The organism is Streptomyces sp. NPDC014894, assembly GCF_043080985.1.
Classification (GTDB): Bacteria; Actinomycetota; Actinomycetes; order Streptomycetales; family Streptomycetaceae; genus Streptomyces.
Genome location: NZ_JBIBWD010000011.1, coordinates 90820 through 109594 on the forward strand (window position 1 = coordinate 90820; position 18775 = coordinate 109594).

Annotated in this window: 19 protein-coding genes, 1 tRNA gene and 2 pseudogenes; 16 read left to right on the top strand and 6 right to left on the bottom strand. The window is 70.7% G+C overall.

Going from position 1 to position 18775, the window contains the following annotated elements; genetic code table 11:
* The first annotated feature begins 182 nt into the window (after window positions 1-182).
* From ACF089_RS25585 to xerC, 7 genes and pseudogenes are all read left to right on the top strand, one after another.
* On the top strand, window positions 183-422 hold the full coding sequence (locus ACF089_RS25585; RefSeq protein WP_392030850.1) for a hypothetical protein: 240 nt from the start codon (window positions 183-185) through the stop codon (window positions 420-422).
* 16 nt (window positions 423-438) lie between these two features.
* Window positions 439-618, top strand: coding sequence for a mobile element transfer protein (locus ACF089_RS25590; protein WP_392030853.1), 180 nt, complete (start codon window positions 439-441; stop codon window positions 616-618).
* A gap of 15 nt (window positions 619-633) precedes the next feature.
* Complete coding sequence (locus ACF089_RS25595; RefSeq protein WP_392030856.1) at window positions 634-789, top strand: hypothetical protein; 156 nt, start codon at window positions 634-636, stop codon at window positions 787-789.
* Window positions 790-808: 19 nt separating this feature from the next.
* Window positions 809-1051, top strand: coding sequence for a SpdD protein (locus ACF089_RS25600; protein WP_392030859.1), 243 nt, complete (start codon window positions 809-811; stop codon window positions 1049-1051).
* Window positions 1052-1142: 91 nt separating this feature from the next.
* Window positions 1143-2496, top strand: a pseudogene (locus tag ACF089_RS25605) (replication initiator).
* Window positions 2489-2671 carry a helix-turn-helix domain-containing protein gene (locus ACF089_RS25610; RefSeq protein ID WP_010064779.1) on the top strand — a complete coding sequence of 61 codons (183 nt, stop codon included), beginning with the start codon at window positions 2489-2491 and terminating at the stop codon, window positions 2669-2671. The pseudogene ACF089_RS25605 and the gene ACF089_RS25610 overlap by 8 nt, the downstream one beginning before the upstream one ends.
* A pseudogene (gene xerC / locus ACF089_RS25615) lies at window positions 2671-3852 on the top strand (tyrosine recombinase XerC). Before ACF089_RS25610 ends, xerC begins: the two are co-directional and overlap by 1 nt.
* 78 nt (window positions 3853-3930) lie before the next feature.
* On the opposite strand, the gene ACF089_RS25620 reads toward xerC, so the two are convergent.
* Both ACF089_RS25620 and ACF089_RS25625 read right to left on the bottom strand, forming a co-directional pair.
* Window positions 3931-4004, bottom strand: a tRNA-Pro gene (locus ACF089_RS25620).
* 121 nt (window positions 4005-4125) lie between these two features.
* Complete coding sequence (locus ACF089_RS25625; protein ID WP_392030862.1) at window positions 4126-5052, bottom strand: metallophosphoesterase; 927 nt, start codon at window positions 5050-5052, stop codon at window positions 4126-4128.
* Between the two features lie 187 nt (window positions 5053-5239).
* On the opposite strand from ACF089_RS25625, the gene ACF089_RS25630 reads away from it, so the two are divergent.
* Window positions 5240-5704, top strand: coding sequence for a GatB/YqeY domain-containing protein (locus ACF089_RS25630; protein WP_392030865.1), 465 nt, complete (start codon window positions 5240-5242; stop codon window positions 5702-5704).
* A gap of 237 nt (window positions 5705-5941) precedes the next feature.
* Here ACF089_RS25630 and ACF089_RS25635 read toward each other — a convergent pair whose 3' ends face one another.
* The gene (locus ACF089_RS25635) at window positions 5942-8278 is read right to left on the bottom strand and encodes a transglycosylase domain-containing protein (RefSeq protein ID WP_392030869.1); all 2337 of its coding nucleotides are present in this window, start codon (window positions 8276-8278) and stop codon (window positions 5942-5944) included.
* A 493-nt stretch (window positions 8279-8771) separates the two neighbouring features.
* Between ACF089_RS25635 and ACF089_RS25640 the strand changes: the two genes are divergently transcribed.
* A complete protein-coding gene (locus tag ACF089_RS25640) occupies window positions 8772-9116 on the top strand; it encodes a WhiB family transcriptional regulator (RefSeq protein ID WP_392030872.1) in 345 nt (114 codons plus the stop codon).
* 201 nt (window positions 9117-9317) lie between these two features.
* Here the strand turns inward: ACF089_RS25640 and ACF089_RS25645 are convergent, their stop codons facing one another.
* Together ACF089_RS25645 and ACF089_RS25650 are read right to left on the bottom strand one after the other, a co-directional pair.
* On the bottom strand, window positions 9318-11003 hold the full coding sequence (locus tag ACF089_RS25645) for an ArsA-related P-loop ATPase (RefSeq protein WP_392030875.1): 1686 nt from the start codon (window positions 11001-11003) through the stop codon (window positions 9318-9320).
* Window positions 11000-11962: an ArsA family ATPase gene (locus ACF089_RS25650; RefSeq protein WP_392030878.1), complete on the bottom strand. Its 963-nt coding sequence runs from the start codon at window positions 11960-11962 to the stop codon at window positions 11000-11002. Before ACF089_RS25650 ends, ACF089_RS25645 begins: the two co-directional genes overlap by 4 nt.
* Window positions 11963-12194: 232 nt before the next feature.
* Here ACF089_RS25650 and ACF089_RS25655 point away from each other — a divergent pair, with 232 nt between their 5' ends.
* From ACF089_RS25655 to ACF089_RS25675, 5 genes are all read left to right on the top strand, one after another.
* The gene (locus ACF089_RS25655; RefSeq protein ID WP_392030881.1) at window positions 12195-12356 is read left to right on the top strand and encodes a DUF4177 domain-containing protein; all 162 of its coding nucleotides are present in this window, start codon (window positions 12195-12197) and stop codon (window positions 12354-12356) included.
* On the top strand, window positions 12353-12859 hold the full coding sequence (locus ACF089_RS25660; RefSeq protein ID WP_392030884.1) for a RidA family protein: 507 nt from the start codon (window positions 12353-12355) through the stop codon (window positions 12857-12859). Before ACF089_RS25655 ends, ACF089_RS25660 begins: the two co-directional genes overlap by 4 nt.
* Window positions 12860-12968: 109 nt before the next feature.
* Window positions 12969-13832 (top strand): NUDIX hydrolase, encoded by an 864-nt coding sequence (locus tag ACF089_RS25665; protein ID WP_392030886.1) that lies wholly within the window; start codon window positions 12969-12971, stop codon window positions 13830-13832.
* A 66-nt stretch (window positions 13833-13898) separates the two neighbouring features.
* Window positions 13899-14729 carry an MBL fold metallo-hydrolase gene (locus ACF089_RS25670; protein ID WP_392030889.1) on the top strand — a complete coding sequence of 277 codons (831 nt, stop codon included), beginning with the start codon at window positions 13899-13901 and terminating at the stop codon, window positions 14727-14729.
* Window positions 14730-14961: 232 nt separating this feature from the next.
* Window positions 14962-15846, top strand: a complete 885-nt coding sequence (locus ACF089_RS25675; RefSeq protein ID WP_392030892.1) for an SPFH domain-containing protein — start codon at window positions 14962-14964, stop codon at window positions 15844-15846.
* 177 nt (window positions 15847-16023) lie between these two features.
* On the opposite strand, the gene ACF089_RS25680 is transcribed toward ACF089_RS25675, so the two are convergent.
* Entirely contained in the window at window positions 16024-16698 is a 675-nt protein-coding gene (locus ACF089_RS25680) for a Crp/Fnr family transcriptional regulator (RefSeq protein ID WP_351548110.1), read from the bottom strand.
* A 314-nt stretch (window positions 16699-17012) separates the two neighbouring features.
* On the opposite strand from ACF089_RS25680, the gene nth reads away from it, so the two are divergent.
* Both nth and ACF089_RS25690 read left to right on the top strand, forming a co-directional pair.
* Window positions 17013-17879 carry an endonuclease III gene (gene nth / locus ACF089_RS25685; RefSeq protein ID WP_392031284.1) on the top strand — a complete coding sequence of 289 codons (867 nt, stop codon included), beginning with the start codon at window positions 17013-17015 and terminating at the stop codon, window positions 17877-17879.
* A gap of 46 nt (window positions 17880-17925) precedes the next feature.
* Window positions 17926-18696, top strand: coding sequence for an NUDIX hydrolase (locus tag ACF089_RS25690; protein ID WP_392030895.1), 771 nt, complete (start codon window positions 17926-17928; stop codon window positions 18694-18696).
* Window positions 18697-18775: the final 79 nt, after the last annotated feature.

Sequence of the window (18775 nt, forward strand, 5' to 3'; positions counted from 1 at the left end):
CACGCTCCTCGCTCACGCTCCTCGCTCACGCTCCTCGCTCACGCTCCTCGCTCACGCTCCTCGCTCACGCTCCTCGCTCACGCTCCTCGCTCACGCTCCTCGCTCACGCTCCCCGTCCAGCAGCGGTTCGTGCGAACCCGATCCCGGAGCCGCCTACCCCGGAGCCACCCGCTGCTGTGGCGGTGGACGACGAGTCGGGGCCGGTCAGTTCGCTCCCTCAACTCCTCGCCGCTGAGGCATCCGAGAAGTCGACGCCCGCTCCCGTCCCCGTATCGCCTCTGCCGCCCGCCCTCGTGGAGCGCGTCCAGTCGCTGGCGGCGGAGTACCGCGCCTCCACGGGCAGGGCGGCCGATGCCGACACCGTACGGACCCGGCTCGGCCTCCCCGCATCCATGACGCCGTCCGTCGCCGCCCACCTCTGAGAAAGGACCCCGCCCCATGACCCCGCGCTTCCGCAACGTCCGTCGCATCGGCCCCGTCCAGGTCGCCACGTTCCTCGCCCGTGGCCGCAACCGGCGCCTCGCCGCCTGCACCGCTCCCCGCTGCGACTTCTCCGCCGAGTACGACAGTCGCCCCGCCGCCGAACTGGCCGCCCGTACCCACCGCTGCAAGGCCTGACAGGAGGTCGCCCCCATGCACGTACCGCTGTGGTTCGTCGTGCTCGTAGTCGCCGTCCTCGGTATCCAGCTCGCCCGACCGCCGTGGTGGCTGGTCGTGCCGCTCCTGCTCGGCGGCTACCTCGTCGCCAACAGCTCCCTCGCCCCCGCCGTCGCCGGTCTCCTCGGCTGACCCGAAGAAGGGACCCCGTATGTTCTCGCCGAAGTACCCAACCCCGGAAACCCCGCCGGCCCACGTTCCGGCTCCGTACATCCCGACCCCGCTCCAGGCGGCTCCGGCCCGACCGGCCGTGCGGCTCACCCCCGGAAGCGCCCTCACTCTGGTCGTCGGCACGGTCCTGGTCTCCTTGCTGCTGGCGGTCGCGGTCGCCGCCGCATCCGTCGCCGTCTGCGCCGTCGTCGTCCGCTCGATCCTTCAGAGCGACCGCCGCTGATCCCCGCTTTCTCGACGCCTTGGCCTGCCCTTGCTGTCTAGCCCCCTGGACGACAGGGCGGGCCTTGGCCCCCACCAAGGAGGAACCTCACGTGAACCCCCAGGCTCCCGACGCCGGGGCGCTCCGCCAGCTGGCCACCCTCGCCCGGTACGGCGACCTCGGCGCTCACGCCCGGCAGATCCAGCGCCTCAGCGGCTGCGAGCGGCCCGTCCGGCTGGAAGGCCATCGCCTCGACGTCCACACCACGACTGGTGAGGTCGTACGGGAGATCACCAGCGCCACACTCCCCGCCGGTCAGCTCCTCGTCCGTTGCAACAACCGCCGTACCACCCGGTGCGCGTCCTGCGCGGAGACGTACCGCAAGGACACCTTCCACCTCATCACGGCCGGTCTCACCGGAGGAAAGGGCATCGGCCCGGCTGTCGCCCAACACCCCCTTGTCTTCGCCACTTTCACTGCTCCCTCCTTCGGGCCTGTCCACAACCGCCCCGGAACGGGCCGCTGCCGCTGCGGACGCCTGCACAGCGAAGGGGACCCTGCCCTCGGTACGCCGCTGAACCCTGACCGTTACGACTACTGGCACTGCCGTCCTCTGGAATGCCCACGCAGGGGCCCTCTGGGGGCGCTTCACCACCTACCTCCGCCAGCAGCTCGCAGCCCGTGCGGGAGTCACGCGTTCCGCCCTGGGGCAGTGCCTCAAGGTCTCGTACGCCAAGGTCGCGGAGTACCAGCGGCGCGGAGCCGTCCACTTCCATGCCGTGATCCGTCTCGACGGCCCGGAGGGCGCCGAGGACGCCCCGCCCGGATGGGCCACGACCGCGCTGCTCACCGACGTCATCCGGTCCGCCGTCCGCCTGGCCGAGGCTCCGGGGCCGGTGCTGGAGGGGCGCGCCCATTCCTTCCGGTTCGGTGAGCAGCTCGACATCCGTCCGATCCGGTCGGCCGACTTCACCGCCACGACGAACCTCACCAGCCGTGCCGTCGCGGCCTACATCACCAAGTACGCCACCAAGGGCGCCGAGGCCGTGACCGGCGCCCTGGACCGGCCCCTTCGCAATCCCGTCACCGATCTCATCGGCGCCGACGTCAGCGACCACGCGCGGCACATGATCCTCACCTGCTGGCGTCTCGGGGCCCTGCCCGAACTGGAAGACCTCCGCTTGCGCAAGTGGGCTCACATGCTCGGCTTCCGCGGCCACTTCTCCACCAAATCCCGCGCCTAATGCGTCACGTTGGGCGCCCTCCGCCAGGAACGCGCCGACCACAACGAGGCCCTTACCCGCGAACGCGCCATCGCGGCCGGCCACCCGCTTCCGGAGCCGGACACGGTCCTCGTCCTCTCCCACTGGCGCTTCGCCGGAATGGGGCTGACCGATGCCGAGGCCCTGTTCAGCGCCTTACGTCCGCAGTCACCCGACAAGACAGGAGAAACCCACCATGCGTGATGACGAACTGCTCACCGTGGCCGAGGTGACGAAGCGTCTCCGGCTCGGCCGGTCCACCGTCTACGACCTGATCCGCACGCGGCGCCTGCCTTCGGTCACCATCGGGCGCTGCCGCCGGATTCCTGCTGTCGCCCTGCGCCAGTTCATCGCGGACGAGATGGGGCGGGCGGCCTGATGACGAAACGACGTAGTCGTGGTGACGGCGGCCTGCACTGGGACGAGAAGCGGCAACGGTGGATCGCCACGGCGAACCTCGGCTTCGACCCGAGCGGCAAGCGGATCGTGAAGCGGGGGAGTGGCAGGACCAAGACGGAAGCGAAGAACAAGCTCAAGGAGGTGCTGCGCGACCACGAAGACGGTCTGGCCATCGCGCCGACCAACTACGCCGACCAACTACACCGTGAAGGACGCCGTCACGGACTGGCTCGCCTCCGGTCTGGCCGGCCTTGACCCGAGCACCGTCGCGACGACCACGCTCCTCAGTGAGAAGCACGTCATTCCGTCGCTCGGCGCCCGCAAGCTCCGCGATCTCAGCGCGGAGGACGTTGACCGCTGGCTGGCCAAGAAGTCCAGGACGCTCAGCACCCGCACTCTCCAGGGCCTTCACTCCTGCCTGAACCGGGCGGTCAAGCGGGCCATGGCCCGAGACAAGGCCAAGCGGAACGTCGTGGAGCTGTGCTCGGTGCCTCAGGGGCAGTCCGGGCGCCCCTCAAAAGCTCTCACCTTCGCCCAGGCGGAGGCCGTTCTCCGGGGAACTGAGGGAACCTCGATGTACGCGTACATCGTCGTCGCCCTCCTGACCGGTGCCCGCACCGAGGAACTGCGGGCCCTCACCTGGGACCACGTCTTTCTCAAGGGACGGCCCGACCTGGTCCCGCCGCAGCCTCCGCATATCGCCGTGTGGCGGTCGGTCCGGCGGAGCGGCGACACCAAGACCCGCAAGTCCCGGCGCACGCTCGCCCTGCCGTCACGCTGTATCGATGCGCTCTGGCGGCAGTACGAGGATCAGCGCTGGGATCGGCTCGCCGCCGACGACGAGTGGGAGGAGCACGGGCTCGTCTTCTCCTCGGCCGTCGGCAAGCCGCTCGACGCTGCCAACGTCCGCGCGCCTTCCGCCAGGCGCTCAAGGATGTCGACGGGGTCGACGCGGCCGAGTGGACGCCTCGGGAGCTCCGGCACAGCTTCGTGTCACTGCTCTCCGACCTTGGCGTCCCCCTGGAGGAGATCTCCCGGCTCGTCGGTCACTCGGGGACGGCCGTGACCGAGGAGGTCTACCGGAAGCAGATCAGGCCGGTGATCCAGACGGGTGCCGTCGTCATGGACGGCATCTTCGGCGCGGACCCACGGAAGCCGTAGGCACGCAGATAGACACACAGCAACGCCAGAGGGCCCTTACCAATTCGGTAGGGGCCCTCTGACCTGGTGTTTCAGCTGTCGGGGTGGCGGGATTTGAACCCACGACCTCTTCGTCCCGAACGAAGCGCGCTGCCAAGCTGCGCTACACCCCGATGTCCCCACCGTGGCGGCGACATCGATTACTTTAGCCCACCGGCGCGTGAGGACGAAATCCGGTTTCGCGGGCGCCCGCGCCGCCGTGGGGGCGCCCGGAGGGGTGGGACGGGGGGCGGGTCAGGTGCGGGGGACCAGGGTGAGGAGGGTGGCCTCGGGGGGGCAGGCGAAGCGGACGGGGGTGTAGCGGTTGGTGCCGCAGCCCGCGGAGACGTGGAGGTGGGAGACGTTGCCGGCGGCCTCGTGGGTGGAGAGGCCCTTGACGCGGTCGGTGTCCAGGTCGCAGTTGGTGACCAGGGCTCCGTAGAAGGGGATGCACAGCTGGCCGCCGTGGGTGTGGCCCGCGAGGATCAGGGGGTAGCCGTCGGCGGTGAAGGCGTCGAGGGTGCGGAGGTAGGGCGCGTGGACGACGGCGAGGGAGAGATCGGCGTCCTGTTCGGGACCGCCGGCGACCTCCTCGTACCGGTCGCGCTTGATGTGCGGGTCGTCGAGGCCGGTGAAGGCCAGCTCGCAGCCGTCCAGCTTGAGCCGTCCGCGGGTGTTGTTCAGACCGACCCAGCCCGCCGTGTCGAAGGCGTCCCGCAGCTCTTCCCAGGGGTTGTGGATCACTCCGGTGACCGGGGCGTTGCCGTTGAGCCCATGGCGGCCCTGGGCCTTCTCGAAGAGGTACCGGGCGGGGTTGCGGGGCTTCGGGCCGTAGTAGTCGTTCGAGCCGAAGACGTACACCCCGGGCAGCTCCATCAGGGGGCCCAGCGCGTCCAGCAGCTCGGGGACGCCCTCCGGGTCGGAGAGGTTGTCGCCGGTGTTGACCACGAAGTCCGGGCGCAGACCCGCGAGCGACTGGAGCCAGGCCCGCTTCTTGCGCTGGCCGCCGACCATATGGATGTCGGAGACCTGGAGGACCCGCAGCGGGCGCATGCCCTTCGGCAGCACCGGGACCGTCACCCGGCGGAGGCGGAACGAGCGGGCCTCGAAGCCCGCCGCGTAGGCGAGGCCGGCCGCGCCGACCGCCGTGATGGCCAGGGGTACTCCATAACGTGCGCGCATACGCCCATCGTCGCAGACCACCGCGCCCTTCTCGGGCGGTGGGCGGCTTTTTTGATCTTCATCTGATCGGATGGCGGCGGGAGCGGACGCGCCGGTCGCGGGCCCGGGGCCGCCGCGGGGCCGCGACACCGGGCGGGGCCGTGAAATGGCGCGGCGTCCGCTGCCCCCACCTGACACACTCATTGGTATGACCACGCTCAAGTCCAAGCTCCGGGAAGACCTCACCGAAGCGATCAAGGCGCGCGACGAGCTGCGCTCCTCCACCCTCCGGCTGACCCTGACCGCCGTCTCCAAGGAGGAGGTCGCGGGCAAGTCCGCCCGTGAGCTCTCCGACGACGAGGTGCAGAAGGTGATCGCCAAGGAGGCGAAGAAGCGCCGTGAGGCCGCGGACGCCTTCGCACAGGGCGGCCGGCTGGAGCAGGCCGAGCGGGAGAAGGCCGAGGGGATCATCCTCGACGCGTACCTCCCGCAGCAGCTGACGGACGACGAACTGCGGCAGATCGTGGCGCAGGCCGTCGACGAGGCGAAGGCGGGCGGGGCCGAGGGGCCGCGGGCCATGGGCGCCGTGATGAAGATCGTGAACCCGAAGGTCGCCGGGCGCGCCGAGGGCGGCCGGGTGGCCGCCACGGTGAAGCAGCTCCTGGCGGGCTGATCCGCGCCGGGCTGATCCGCGCCGGGGAGAGACGGATCGCCGCGACCGGCCCGGATCGGAACCGCCTCGATGCGGGCATGGCACGGGCCCGCGCCCGGCCGCCCCGCAGGGGACCGTTCCCCGGGGCCGCCGCCCGCGCCGTCTCCCCGTATCGCCGTCGCTCACGCGGAAGGGCCCGGGTCTCCTGAGAGACCCGGGCCCTTCCCGTTCACGCTCTGTCGGCTGTCCGGCCGCCGGTCAGTCCCAGCCGGCGCTGGCGCCGCTGTCCTGGCCCTCACCGTCGCCGTCGCTGTCGCCGCCCGTACGTCCCTGGGCGCCGGCGTCGCCGGTCGTGCCCTGGAGCCCGCCGCCGCCGATGGCGTTCGGGGGTACGGAGATGCCGGGGATGCTGGGAAGGAGCCCGTCACCGGGCTTGCCGTCCTGCGACCCGTCGCCGTCGCCGTCGCCGCTGTCCGAGTCGCCGTCGCTGTCGCCGCCCTCGTTCTCCTCGGGCTTCTCGCCGGACTTCGGCGGGTCCGGGATCACCACGTTGTTGAACGGCAGGGCTTCCTTGCCCTCCAGCGCTCCGGTCATCGCGTCCCGCCAGATCGGGCCGGGGACCTCGCCGCCGAAGACCTTGGCGTGCCACTGTCCGCCGATGGTGATGTTCATCATGTCGACCTGCTGGCTGGGGCTGCCCACCCACACCGCTCCGGAGAGGTTCGGGGTGTAGCCGACGAACCAGGCGTTCTTCCGGCCGTCGGTCGTACCCGTCTTGCCGGCGTTCGGACGGCTCTGCAGACCGGCCTTCTGACCCGTACCGGAGTCGACCACTCCACCCAGCAGGGTGTTGATGGTGTCCGCGGTCCGCTCCGACATCGCGGTCTTGCAGGTCGTCTTCGGCACCGCGAGGCTCTTGCCGTCCGCCGTGCGGATCGACTCGATGACGGTCGGGGTGCAGTACGTGCCCCGGTTGGCGAAGGTCGCGTACGAGCCGGCCATGACGAGCGGGGAGATGCCCGTCGAGCCGAGCGTCAGCGGCGCGGGCGCCACCGGCAGCTTGGTGCCGTTGCCCTGGACCACGCCGAGCTTGTCGGTCATCTCCACGACCGGGCAGAGCCCTATGTCCTGGATCATCTGGACGAAGTAGGTGTTGACCGACTTCTCCATCGCCTCGCGCAGGGCGTACGGGCCGACCTCGGCCGAGTTCTCGTTCTCCAGCTTGGCGCCCATGGAGTTGACCCACGGCTTGCCGCTGCATGTGGTGATCGAGGACGGGTACGGCATCTGGTACGGCGAGGAGTACGTCTGCGACGCGGGCCTGCCCTGCTCTATGGCCGCCGCCGCCACGAAGGGCTTGAAGGTCGATCCGACCGGGAAGCCGTAGTTCGACCCGCCGTCCTTCTTGTCTACCGAGTAGTTGATCGTCGTCTCGTTCTTGCCGAAGCCGTACGGCCGGGACTGGCCCATCGCCAGCACCTTGCCCGTCCCCGGCTGGACCATGGTCACGGCGGTGGCGACCCGGTCCGACTGATTGACGTGACTCTTTATCGACTCCTGCGCGGATTCCTGCGCCTGCGGGTCGAGCGTGGTCTTGATCGTCAGCCCGCCGCGGTTCCAGATCTTGGCCCGGTCCTCCTTGGACTTGCCGAAGACCGGGTCGGACAGGAAGACCTCGCGCACGTAGTCGCAGAAGAAGCCGGCGCCGCTGACCGCGGTGATGCAGCCGTTCTTCGGCTTGCTGACCTTGAGCTTGATGTCGCTGGCCTTCGCCTTGTCGGCGTCCGCCTGGGAGATGTCGCCGACGGTGGCCATCCGCTGGAGCACCACATTGCGGCGCTTGGCGGCCTCCTCCGAGTCATTGACCGGGTCGTAGCGGCTGGGGGACTGGACGAGACCGGCGAGCATCGCGGCCTCCTCCAGCTTCAGGTCCTTGGCCGGCTTGGAGAAGTAGCGCTGGGAGGCCGCCTCGACGCCGTACGCCTGCTGGCCGAAGAAGGTGATGTTGAGGTAGTTCTCCAGGATCTTCTTCTTCCCCAGCTCCTCCTCGACCTGGATCGCGTACTTCAGCTCCTGGATCTTGCGGCCGAGGGTCTGCTGGGTGGCCTGGGCGACCTTGTCGGGGTCGTCGCCGGCCTCCTCCACGAAGACGTTCTTCACATACTGCTGGGTGAGGGTCGACGCGCCCTCGGCGACGCCGCCGGTCGTCGCGTTCTTGTTGAGCGCGCGCAGCACGCCCTTGAGGTCGATCGCACCGTGCTCGTAGAAGCGCGAGTCCTCGATCGCGATGATCGCCTTCTGCATGTACGGCGAGATGTCCTTGAGCGGGACGACGGTGCGGTCGCGCGAGTAGACCGTGGCGATCTGGCCGCCCTGGGAGTCCAGGATGCTGGTGCGCTGGCTGAGCGGGGGCCGCTTGAGATTCGCGGGGATCTCGTCGAATCCCTTGACGGTTCCCTTGGCCGCGAGGCCCAGCACCCCGGCGGCGGGCAGGGCGATGCCCGCGAGCACCGCTCCGGCGAGCACGCTGACACCGAGGAACTTGGCGGCTTGTTGGGTCCCGGTCAGACCGCCGCCCGAGCGCTTCTTTGGCATGAAGGCAGCCTACGTTCTCATTCGCCGGACACACGCTTAGGCCTTGGCCTAAGCTGCTCTCAACTGTCACAGCAGTGTGGTTCCGCATCAAGGTATTGCTGGAATCCACGGCAGGTCGCAGCGTGTTTGTAGCAATTTCGTAGCAACACTTCTGTGCTCCGCCCGCAACGCCCCTAGTCACTATGGCAGTGACGACCGCGGAAGCGGAATCCGGCACTCCATGTCCGAATTCAAGTTGAATCCGACGTATGTGCCCTCCGATGCCGACTCCCCCTGGGTTGCTATGCCCTGGTTTGAGGGGTTCATCCTGTATGCCTTCAGGTCACTCCCCTGGGTGATCTGCCGGATACGCATAGTCCGTTCGGGCCATTCAAGATTGGGCCCGAAGGGGGTGTTGCGGTGTGTCCGCCTTCCGTAACGTCCTCAACTGGCAGCGGTGAATATGCCTCTGCCGCCGTGGGGGAGCCTCGATTCGGGAGAGGACGGCGCCGGGATGGGCTGGGTAACCGACTGGAGTGCGCAGGCAGCCTGCCGCACTACCGATCCGGATGAACTGTTCGTACAAGGGGCAGCGCAGAACAGGGCCAAGGCGGTGTGTACCGGATGCCCGGTACGGACCGAATGCCTGGCCGATGCCCTCGACAACCGAGTGGAGTTCGGCGTGTGGGGGGGAATGACCGAACGGGAACGGCGCGCTCTGCTGCGCAGACGTCCCACGGTCACCTCCTGGCGCAGACTCCTGGAGACCGCGCGTACGGAGTACGAGCGCGGTGCGGGCATCCTGCCCGTGGGACTGGACGAGGACGAGACGTACGAGACGTACGCGGCGGTGGGGTAGACGGCCAGGTCGGAGCCGGTATCAGGCTCGGCGCGCCGGAATCCGGCGCCGGAGCGGCAGGTATCAGCACCGCAGGTCCAGCACGGCGGGCGTCAGCAATGCGGGCACCAACACGGCGGGCACCAACACGGCGGGCATCAGGACAGCAGCCGCCAGGACGGCGGGCCGGGACCCGGTCGGGACCGGCGGTACGAGCCGGGCTCACGGGCTCGGCGGGACCTGGCCGGCCTTCGCCGGTGTCGTGCCACCCGTCGCCAGCTGATCGCCGATGGCCCGCAGGCCCGCCAGATCGTGGACGTCGCCGGGCAGGGCGGCCACCTGCACCACCGCCACCTCGGGGTGGAGCGCGGTGAAGCGATCCCGCGTGCGCTGTTCACGGGCGAGCACCTGCATCCTCTCGGCGTGCAGGCGCAGCAGACTGGCCGTCAGCTGCTCGATGGTGTGGTCTTCTGCCGGGCTGGGGCGTGCGGAAGAGTGCGCGGCGGGCTCCAGAGGGCGATGGTCGGGCTCGGGGGGGTGCGCCGGGGGCTGCGCGGAAGTGCGATCCACGGTCAGAGCTTCGGGAGAGGCGTCCGTGGCCTCACGAACATCAGTCTTCCCTGCGCCCTGATCGACAATGCCACCGTAGTCAAGATTTTTTGACTCATTTTCCGGAGCGTGTTCCAAGCCCTGAAGCGAGGGCTCGGCCGGGGTCTGAGCCGATGCCTGAGCCGGAGTCTGCGCCGATGTCCGAGTCGTCGGCCCGTCGGGGCCCGAGGCTTCGGGGGCCGCACCTTCGGGACCCGCCTCTTCAGGATCCGACGCTTCGAAATCCGATGCTTCAGGATCCGGGGCGATTTCCGAGGCGAGCATCTCCGCCGCGGCGAGCGCCCGTTCCGCCGAAAGCCGGTCCGCGCCGCTGTGGTGCACGCGATTGAGGACCAGCCCCGCCAGCGGCATCTCCTCCGCGGCCAGCCGCTCCACGAAGTACGCCGCCTCCCGCAGCGCGTCCCGCTCCGGCGCCGCCACCACCAGAAAAGCCGTCCCCGGAGCCTGCAGCAGCCGATAGGTCGCGTCCGCCCGGGTCCGGAACCCGCCGAACATCGTGTCCATGGCCGCGACAAAAGTCTGTACGTCCCGGAGCAGCTGACTGCCCAGCAGCTTGCCGAGCGTTCCAGTCATCATCGACATGCCGACATTGAGGAACTTCATCCCCGCCCGGCCGCCCATGCGCGCCGGAGCCACCAGCAGTTTGATCAGCTTTCCGTCCAGGAACGACCCCAGCCGCTTGGGCGCGTCCAGGAAGTCCAGCGCACTGCGCGACGGCGGAGTGTCGACCACGATCAGGTCCCACTCGTCCCGGGCCCGCAGCTGGCCCAGCTTCTCCATCGCCATGTACTCCTGAGTGCCGGCGAAACCGGCGGACAGGGACTGGTAGAAGGGGTTCTCCAGGATCGCCCGGGCCCGCTCCGGGTCCGCGTGCGTCTCCACGATCTCGTCGAAGGTCCGCTTCATGTCGAGCATCATGGCGTGCAGCTCACCCCCGGCGGCCGCCTCTCCGGAAGCCCCGGAGGCATCTGAAGCCCCGGAAGCCCCGGCTGCCCCGGAATCCTTTGTGGCCCCGGAGTCCCCGGGCTCAGCGGCCGCCCCGCCGCCCGCCGTTATCCCCTCGACCCTGCGCGGGGTGTTGTCCAGCGAGTCGATCCCCAGCGACTGGGCCAGCCGCCGAGCCGGGTCGATGGTCAGCACGACCACCCGCCGGCCGCGCTCCGCCGCCCGTACGCCCAGAGCGGCGGCGGTCGTCGTCTTGCCGACGCCGCCCGAGCCGCAGCAGACGATGATGCGCGTGGCCGGGTCGTCGATGAGCGAGTCGACGCCGAGGGGCGTCGCCGACGCGTCCAGGGTCATGAACCGGTCCCTTGCTTCCGCAGTTCCTTCGCCAGTTGGTAGAGCCCGGCGAGATCGACTCCCTCGCTGAGCAGCGGCAGCTCGTACGACGGCAGATCCAGCCGCTGGAGGGCGGCCCGCTGCTCACGCTCCAGCTCCACCCGCCGCGCGTGGTCCGCGGCCTGTTCGAGGAGCGGGGTGACGAGCCCCGCCGAGCCGCTCACCCCGGCCGCCGTGAGGGCCTTGGCGATCTGCCGCCTGCGGTCGCCCGCCGCGCTGCGCACCGCGTCCTCGTCCAGGATGTGCGGGCGGACCATGTTCACGATCACCTTGCCGACCGGGAGATCGGCGGCCCGCAGCTCGGCGACGCCGTCGGCGGTCTCCTGGACCGGCATCTCCTCCAGCAGCGTCACCAGATGGACGGCGGTCTGCGGGGACTTGAGCACCCGCATCACGGCCTGGGCCTGATTGTGTATCGGGCCGAACTTCGCCAGGCCCGCCACCTCGTCGTTCACATTGAGGAACCGGGTGATCCGCCCGGTGGGCGGCGCGTCCATGACGACGTAGTCGTACGCGTACGCGCCCTGCTTGGTCCGGCGGCGTACGGCCTCGCACGCCTTGCCGGTCAGCAGCACGTCGCGCACGCCGGGGGCCACGGTCGTCGCGAAGTCGATCGCGCCGAGCTTCTTGAGGGCCCGGCCCGCGCTGCCCAGCTTGTAGAACATCTGGAGGTAGTCCAGAAGCGCGCGCTCGGCGTCTATGGCCAGGGCGAACACCTCGCCGCCGCCGGAGGAGACGGCGATCTTCCGCTCCTCGTACGGAAGCGATTCCGTCTCGAAGAGCTGGGCGATGCCTTGCCTCCCCTCGACCTCGACGAGGAGAGTGCGCTTTCCCTCGGTCGCGAGGGCGAGCGCGAGGGCGGCGGCGACCGTCGTCTTACCGGTGCCGCCTTTGCCGCTGACGACCTGGAGCCTGCTCACACATTCGAGCCTAACCAGTCGGGCCGCGCGCTACGCACGAGGCGTGTGCGTGCTGCGTCACGCCCGGGCCGGGAACCCGGGGCCGAAAGGAGCGCGGCGCGGGTCCGGCGGGCCGCCGGACGGAGCCGGCGCGGCCGAACGGGCCCGGAAGCGGCCGGGCGAGGGGCGGGGTGCGGCGGAGGCCGACGGCGGGGCGCGGAGCCGCTCATCCCTGCGGCTACAGTCTGGCGTCATGACCACGAAATTCGAGTACGCCACCGTGCCCCTTCTTGTGCACGCGACCAAGCAGATCCTGGACACCTGGGGCGAGGACGGCTGGGAGCTGGTCCAGGTCGTTCCCGGCCCGAACAACCCCGAGCAGCTCGTCGCGTACCTGAAGCGGGAGAAGTCGTGACGGGTACGTCCGGAGGGGCCGCCGCGGCCGGAGGGCCGGGCGCGGTCGAGGCCCGCCTCGCCGAGCTGGGGCTGACCCTGCCCGACGTGGTGCCGCCGCTCGCCGCGTACCAGCCGGCCGTCGTCTCGGGGGCCTACGTCTACACGGCGGGCCAGCTCCCGATGGTGGACGGCAGGCTCCCGGTCACCGGGAAGGTCGGCGCGGAGGTCACCGCCGAGGAGGCCAAGCAGCTGGCTCGCACCTGCGCGCTGAACGCCCTGGCCGCCGTGAAGTCGGTCGTCGGAGACCTGGACCGCGTCGCGCGCGTCGTGAAGGTCACCGGTTTTGTGGCCTCCGCCGCGGACTTCACCGGTCAGCCCGCCGTGCTCAACGGCGCGAGCGAGCTGCTGGGCGAGGTGCTCGGCGAGAAGGGCGTCCACGCGCGCAGCGCGGTGGGTGTCGCGGTGCTGCCCCTGGACGCTCCGGTCGAGGTCGAGATCCAGGTCGAACTGGTCCAGGACTGACGGCCGGGCGGGACCGCGCGGACCGGCCCCGGATGTTCCACGTGAAACCTCCGGGCCGCCCGGCGGTCGGCCCCTCGAACAACAGCGCGTGAGCGTTTAGCATCCGGCCATGCCCAATGGTCAGTGGTACCCACCGGAGTGGCCGGACCGGATTCGCGCACTCGCGAGCGGCGAACTCACGCCCGTTCGGCCCAAGCGGGCCGCGACCGTGATGCTTCTGCGCGACACGGCGGACCGACCCGTCGTGCACATGTTGAGACGACGCGCCTCCATGGCCTTCGCCGGAGGCGCGTACGCCTATCCGGGCGGTGGGGTGGACGACCGGGACGCGCGCCCGGTCCGCTGGGCCGGTCCCTCCCGTACCGTCTGGGCCGCCCGTCTCGGGGTGGACGAGCCGTCCGCCCAGGCCATCGTGTGCGCCGCGGTCAGGGAGACCTACGAGGAGTCGGGCGTGCTGCTCGCGGGCCCCGCTCCGGAGACGGTCGTCGGCGACACCACGGGCCCGGACTGGGAGGCCGACCGGCAGGCTTTGGTCGACCGGGAGCTGGCCTTCGCCGACTTCCTGGACCGGCGGGGGCTGGTGCTCCGCTCGGACCTGCTGGGGGCCTGGGCCCGCTGGATCACCCCCGAGTTCGAGCCGCGCCGCTACGACACCTGGTTCTTCGTCGCCGCCCTGCCGGAGGGCCAGCGCACCCGGAACGCGTCGACGGAGGCGGACCGTACGGTGTGGATCCGTCCCGAGGAGGCCGCCGGGGGGTACGACCGGGGCGAGCTGCTGATGATGCCGCCGACCGTCTCCACGCTGCGGACCCTCCTCCCGTACGCCACGGCCGCCGAGGCCCTCGCGGCGGCGGACGGCCGGGATCTGGCCCCCGTGCTGGCCACGGCCCGCTGGGAGGGCGGGGAGCTGGTGCTCAGCTGGCCGGGGCACGAGGAGTTCACCCGGCACATCCCGGCGGGAGGCCCGCGATGACCGACGCCGTACTCCTGGGCGGAGGCCCGCGATGACCGATGCCGCATTCCTGGCTGGAGGCTCCCGATGACCGACGCCGGATCCCTGCCGGGGCAGCCGCGCGGCGGCGTGCTCTCCGGGCCCGCCACCGCGCGGGCGGTCAATGTCCTCGCCCCCAATCCCTCGGCGATGACCCTCGACGGCACCAACACCTGGATCGTCTCCGAGCCCGGCTCCGATCTCGCCGTGGTCGTCGATCCCGGACCGCTGGACGACGTCCATCTGCGCCGGGTCGTCGCCACCGCCGAACAGGCGGGCAAGAGGATCGCCCTCACGCTCCTCACTCACGGCCACCCCGATCACGCCGAGGGCGCGGGGCGCTTCGCCGAGCTGACGGGCACCGGCGTCCGCGCGCTCGATCCGGCGCTGCGGCTCGGCGACGAGGGGCTCACGGCCGGGGAGACGATCGAGGTCGGCGGCCTGGAGCTGCGGGTCGTACCCACCCCAGGGCACACCTCGGACTCGCTGAGCTTCCATCTGCCGGCCGACGGCGCGGTGCTCACCGGGGACACCGTCCTGGGCCGGGGGACGACGCTGGTCGCCCATCCCGACGGGCGGCTCGGCGACTATCTGGACTCGCTGCGGCGGCTGCGCTCGCTGACCGTGGACGACGGGGTGCGTACGGTGCTCCCCGGCCACGGGCCCGTCCTGGAGGACGCCCAGGGCGCGGTGGAGTTCTATCTCGCGCACCGCGCGCACCGCCTCGCCCAGGTGGAGACGGCGGTGGAGGAGGGGTACCGGACGGCTCCGGAGGTCGTGGCGCGGGTGTACGCGGACGTGGACCGGTCGCTCTGGCCCGCGGCGGAGCTGTCGGTGGGGGCGCAGCTGGAGTATCTGCGGCAGCGCGGACCGACCTGACACCGAGCGGTCCGGCGTACGGAGAATCCGAGCGGTCCGGCGTACGCAGAACCCGAGCGGTCGGGCGTACGGAGAATCCGAGCGGTCGGCGTGCGCAGAACCCGGGCGGTCCCGCGTCCGGGCGTCCGGAATGGTCCCGCGTACGGAGAACCGGTGCGGCCCCCCAGGCGTCGGAGGTTCCGACGAGTGCTTTACGCTCCGCTTATATCTGGCATTTCTCTGGGGGTTCTCCGTGTTCGTCCTGTTCATCCTGCTCACCATCGTCGCGGTGGTGCTGTTCTTCGTCGGGCGCGGCATGCAGCGCCCCGCGCTCAAGTTCGGAGCCCTGGGCGCGCTGATAGCCGGGCTCTTCTCCGGCGTCGCCAGCTGTGTCCATGTGATCAGCGCCTACGAGGTCGGCGTCCCCGTCACCTTCGGCAAGGTCGGCTCGCCCATGACCTCGGGCATGAACATCACCTCGCCGTTCACCAACGTCACCACCTTCTCCACCCGTCCCGTCGACCTCAATCTCTCCGACAAGGACGTGGTCGAGGTCCGCTCCAAGCAGGGCGGCGTGATGTATGTGGAGGTCACGGTGAAGTGGGCGGTGACGCCCGCGAAGTCGGTCGAGCTGTACAAGCTCGCGGGCAGCGAGGGCGCCATCCAGCAGCGTCTGGTCTTCCCGGACAGCCGGGAGATCATCCGCAACGTCTTCGCCCGTCACACGAGCGAGCAGGGCTACTCCTCGGCCCGCGAGAAGATCAACACCGAGATCGGCGACCTGATCAAGGAGCGGCTGGCCCCGCGCGGCATCGATGTGACCACGGTCAATCTGCGCAATGTGAAGCCCTCCGACCAGCTCCAGGGCCAGATCGACCGCAAGATCCAGCAGCAGCAGGCCACCGAGCGGGCGACCGAGGCGGCCCGTACGGCCGAGGCGGAGGCGGAGCGCCGCCGGATCGAGGCCGAGGGCATCGCCCGGGCGAACAAGATCCTCGACAACTCGCTCAGCGAGAAGGTTCTGATGAACCAGTGCATCGACGCCTTCAAGGAGGCGGCGGCCAAGAACCCGGTGTACGCGGTGCCGTGCGGCGACGGCGGCGACACCCCGGTGATCGTGGACGGCAAGCGCGGCTGATCCACCGGCCCCGGGACCGTACGGACAGCCCGGGGACGCGTACGGACAGCCCGGGGCGCCCCGGCCCCGGGACCCGTACGGCCCGGAACGCGGGCAGCTTCCCCGCGTACGACATGACAAGGGCCGCCCGGAAGATTCCGGGCGGCCCTTGTCATGTCGTGTGTACGCGCCGGGGCGTCAGCGGGAACGCTTGGCGAGCCGCTCCACGTCCAGCAGGATCACCGCGCGGGCCTCCAGCCGCAGCCAGCCGCGCTGCGCGAAGTCGGCGAGCGCCTTGTTCACGGTCTCGCGGGAGGCGCCGACGAGCTGCGCCAGCTCTTCCTGGGTCAGGTCGTGGACGACGTGGATGCCCTCCTCCGACTGCACGCCGAAGCGGCGCGACAGATCCAGAAGGGCGCGGGCGACCCGGCCCGGCACATCGGAGAAGACCAGGTCGGACATCTGGTCATTGGTCTTGCGCAGCCGGCGGGCGACCGCGCGCAGCAGGGCGGTGGCCACCTCGGGCCGGGCGTTCAGCCAGGGCTGGAGGTCGCCGTGGCCCAGGCCGAGGAGCTTGACCTCGGTCAGCGCGGTGGCGGTCGCGGTGCGCGGACCCGGGTCGAAGAGGGACAGCTCACCGATCAGCTCGCCCGGGCCGAGGACGGCGAGCATGTTCTCGCGGCCGTCGGGGGAGGTGCGGTGGAGCTTGACCTTGCCCTCGGTGACCACGTAGAGGCGGTCACCGGGGTCGCCCTCGTGGAAGAGCGCGTCGCCCCGGGCGAGCGTCACCTCACCCATCGAGCCGCGGAGCTCCGATGCCTGCTCATCATCGAGCGCCGCGAAGAGCGGGGCGCGCCGCAGAACGTCGTCCACGAGTTCTCTCCTTGTCGACCTGCTCAGGGACCGTGGCCCCCATGATGCCGGACCGCACGGTGCCGGTCAGGGGGACACCGCGTAGGACAGTCTGTCCGCCGAGGGCCCCTGGCAAGTAAATATTCGTGCGATCAATCACAACAAGTCTGACGCACTGGAGAGTCTGTTCGTGCGGCAGGGGCCCGATTGGGTCCGGATTACCGGTGACCGGGGCGGATGTCAGTGGTGGACCGTAGGCTTGCCGGGTGTCCAACTCACCGGTGAGAGCGCAGGCCAAGGGGGCTGGAAGAGTGCCCGCCAAGCAGGATTCCGCTGTGGGCGAACAGTCGTCGGCCCGCGCCCAAAAAGCCGCACTTCAGTCTAAAACGACGGGGCGATCGATGTCGCGCGGAGCCGGCGCCAAGCCGGAATCCCGGCTGGCGATGGTCCGCCGCGCCCGCCGGATCAATCGCGAACTGGCCGAGGTCTATCCGTACGCCCATCCGGAGCTGGACTTCCGCAATCCCTTCGAGCTGCTCGTCGCCACGGTCCTGTCGGCCCAGACCACCGACCTGAGGGTGAACCAGACGACGCCCGCCCTCTTCGGGAAGTACCCCACGCCCGAGGACCTCGCCGCGGCCGATCCCGAGGAGCTGGAGGCGATCATCCGCCCCACCGGCTTCTTCCGGGCCAAGGCCAGATCGCTGCTGGGGCTCTCGGCCGCCCTGCGGGACGACTTCGGAGGGGCCGTCCCCGGGCGGCTGGAAGACCTGGTCAGCCTGCCCGGCGTGGGCCGCAAGACGGCCTTCGTGGTGCTGGGCAATGCCTTCGGGGTCCCCGGGATCACCGTCGACACCCACTTCGGCCGGCTGGTGCGCCGCTGGAAGTGGACCGAGCAGGAGGACCCGGAGAAGGTCGAGGCGGCGGTCGCGGAGATCTTCCCGAAGTCGGAGTGGACGATGCTCTCCCACCGGGTGATCTTCCACGGCCGGCGGATCTGCCACTCGCGCAGACCGGCGTGCGGCGCCTGCCCGATCGCCCACCTCTGCCCCTCGTACGGCGAGGGCGAGACGGACCCGGAGAAGGCCCGGAAGCTCCTGAAGTACGAGATGGGCGGCCGGCCCGGGCAGCGGCTGAGCCCGCCCCCGGACTATCCGGGCACGCCCGCCCCGCCCGCGGCGCCCGCCGGGGAGACCGGATGACGGAACGATCCGCGCGCCCCGGGGCGTTGTGAACGAAGGGGTGTCCATGCGCACAGGGGAAGAGACCTACGGCGGCCGGGCCGGCGGGACCGACACGCACGGCGGGGGCCCGGCCGCGTCCGGGGCAGGGCGCGCGGGCGGATCCGCCCGGGAGGTCACCGTCACGGCGGACGGCCTGCCCCCGTGGCTCCACCCCGTCGCCCGGGCCGCGGACACCGTCCGGCCCCAGCAGCTCAGCCGCTTTCTGCCGCCCAAGAGCGGCCGGGGCCGTCAGTCCGCCGTGCTGGTCCTCTTCGGCGAGGGCAGCTCGGGCCCCGAGCTGCTGCTGATGGAGCGCGCGGGCACACTCCGCTCCCACGCGGGGCAGCCCGCCTTCCCCGGCGGCGCGCTCGACCCCGAGGACGGCGACCCGGCCACCACCGGACCGCTGCGCGCCGCGCTGCGCGAGGCCGAGGAGGAGACCGGGCTCGATCCCGCCGGGGTCCAGATCTTCGGAGTGCTGCCCAAGCTCTACATCCCGGTGAGCCAGTTCGTCGTCACCCCCGTCCTGGGCTGGTGGCGCACGCCCACCCCGGTCGGGGCCGTCGATCTCGCCGAGACCGCCCGGGTCTTCACCGTGCCCGTGGCGGATCTCACGGACCCGGAGAACAGGGCCAACGCCGTCCATCCCCAAGGTCACCTCGGCCCGGCGTTCACCGTCCAAGGGGCCCTGGTCTGGGGTTTCACCGCCGGGGTGATCGACCGGATCCTGCACTACGCGGGCTGGGAGCGGCCCTGGGACCAGGGCCGGCAGGTCACTCTCGACCGGCACGCATGACAGGCTGATCCTCCGAACCGCGGCCGGTCGGACCACCGGCCGGCCGGACTCGGCGGCACACCGGAGACGGACATCCGGT

Bases quoted from the DNA above. Each gene is read 5' to 3' on its own strand.
- ACF089_RS25600 (WP_392030859.1), top strand. From the start codon at position 809: ATGTTCTCGCCGAAGTACCCAACCCCGGAAACCCCGCCGGCCCACGTT.
- ACF089_RS25640 (WP_392030872.1), top strand. From the start codon at position 8,772: ATGGGCTGGGTAACCGACTGGAGTGCGCAGGCAGCCTGCCGCACTACC.
- ACF089_RS25645 (WP_392030875.1), bottom strand. From the start codon at position 11,003: ATGACCCTGGACGCGTCGGCGACGCCCCTCGGCGTCGACTCGCTCATC.
- ACF089_RS25630 (WP_392030865.1), top strand. From the start codon at position 5,240: ATGACCACGCTCAAGTCCAAGCTCCGGGAAGACCTCACCGAAGCGATC.
- ACF089_RS25690 (WP_392030895.1), top strand. From the start codon at position 17,926: ATGCGCACAGGGGAAGAGACCTACGGCGGCCGGGCCGGCGGGACCGAC.
- ACF089_RS25610 (WP_010064779.1), top strand. From the start codon at position 2,489: ATGCGTGATGACGAACTGCTCACCGTGGCCGAGGTGACGAAGCGTCTC.
- ACF089_RS25590 (WP_392030853.1), top strand. From the start codon at position 439: ATGACCCCGCGCTTCCGCAACGTCCGTCGCATCGGCCCCGTCCAGGTC.
- ACF089_RS25625 (WP_392030862.1), bottom strand. From the start codon at position 5,052: ATGCGCGCACGTTATGGAGTACCCCTGGCCATCACGGCGGTCGGCGCG.
- ACF089_RS25670 (WP_392030889.1), top strand. From the start codon at position 13,899: ATGACCGACGCCGGATCCCTGCCGGGGCAGCCGCGCGGCGGCGTGCTC.
- ACF089_RS25665 (WP_392030886.1), top strand. From the start codon at position 12,969: ATGCCCAATGGTCAGTGGTACCCACCGGAGTGGCCGGACCGGATTCGC.
- ACF089_RS25635 (WP_392030869.1), bottom strand. From the start codon at position 8,278: ATGCCAAAGAAGCGCTCGGGCGGCGGTCTGACCGGGACCCAACAAGCC.
- ACF089_RS25595 (WP_392030856.1), top strand. From the start codon at position 634: ATGCACGTACCGCTGTGGTTCGTCGTGCTCGTAGTCGCCGTCCTCGGT.
- ACF089_RS25655 (WP_392030881.1), top strand. From the start codon at position 12,195: ATGACCACGAAATTCGAGTACGCCACCGTGCCCCTTCTTGTGCACGCG.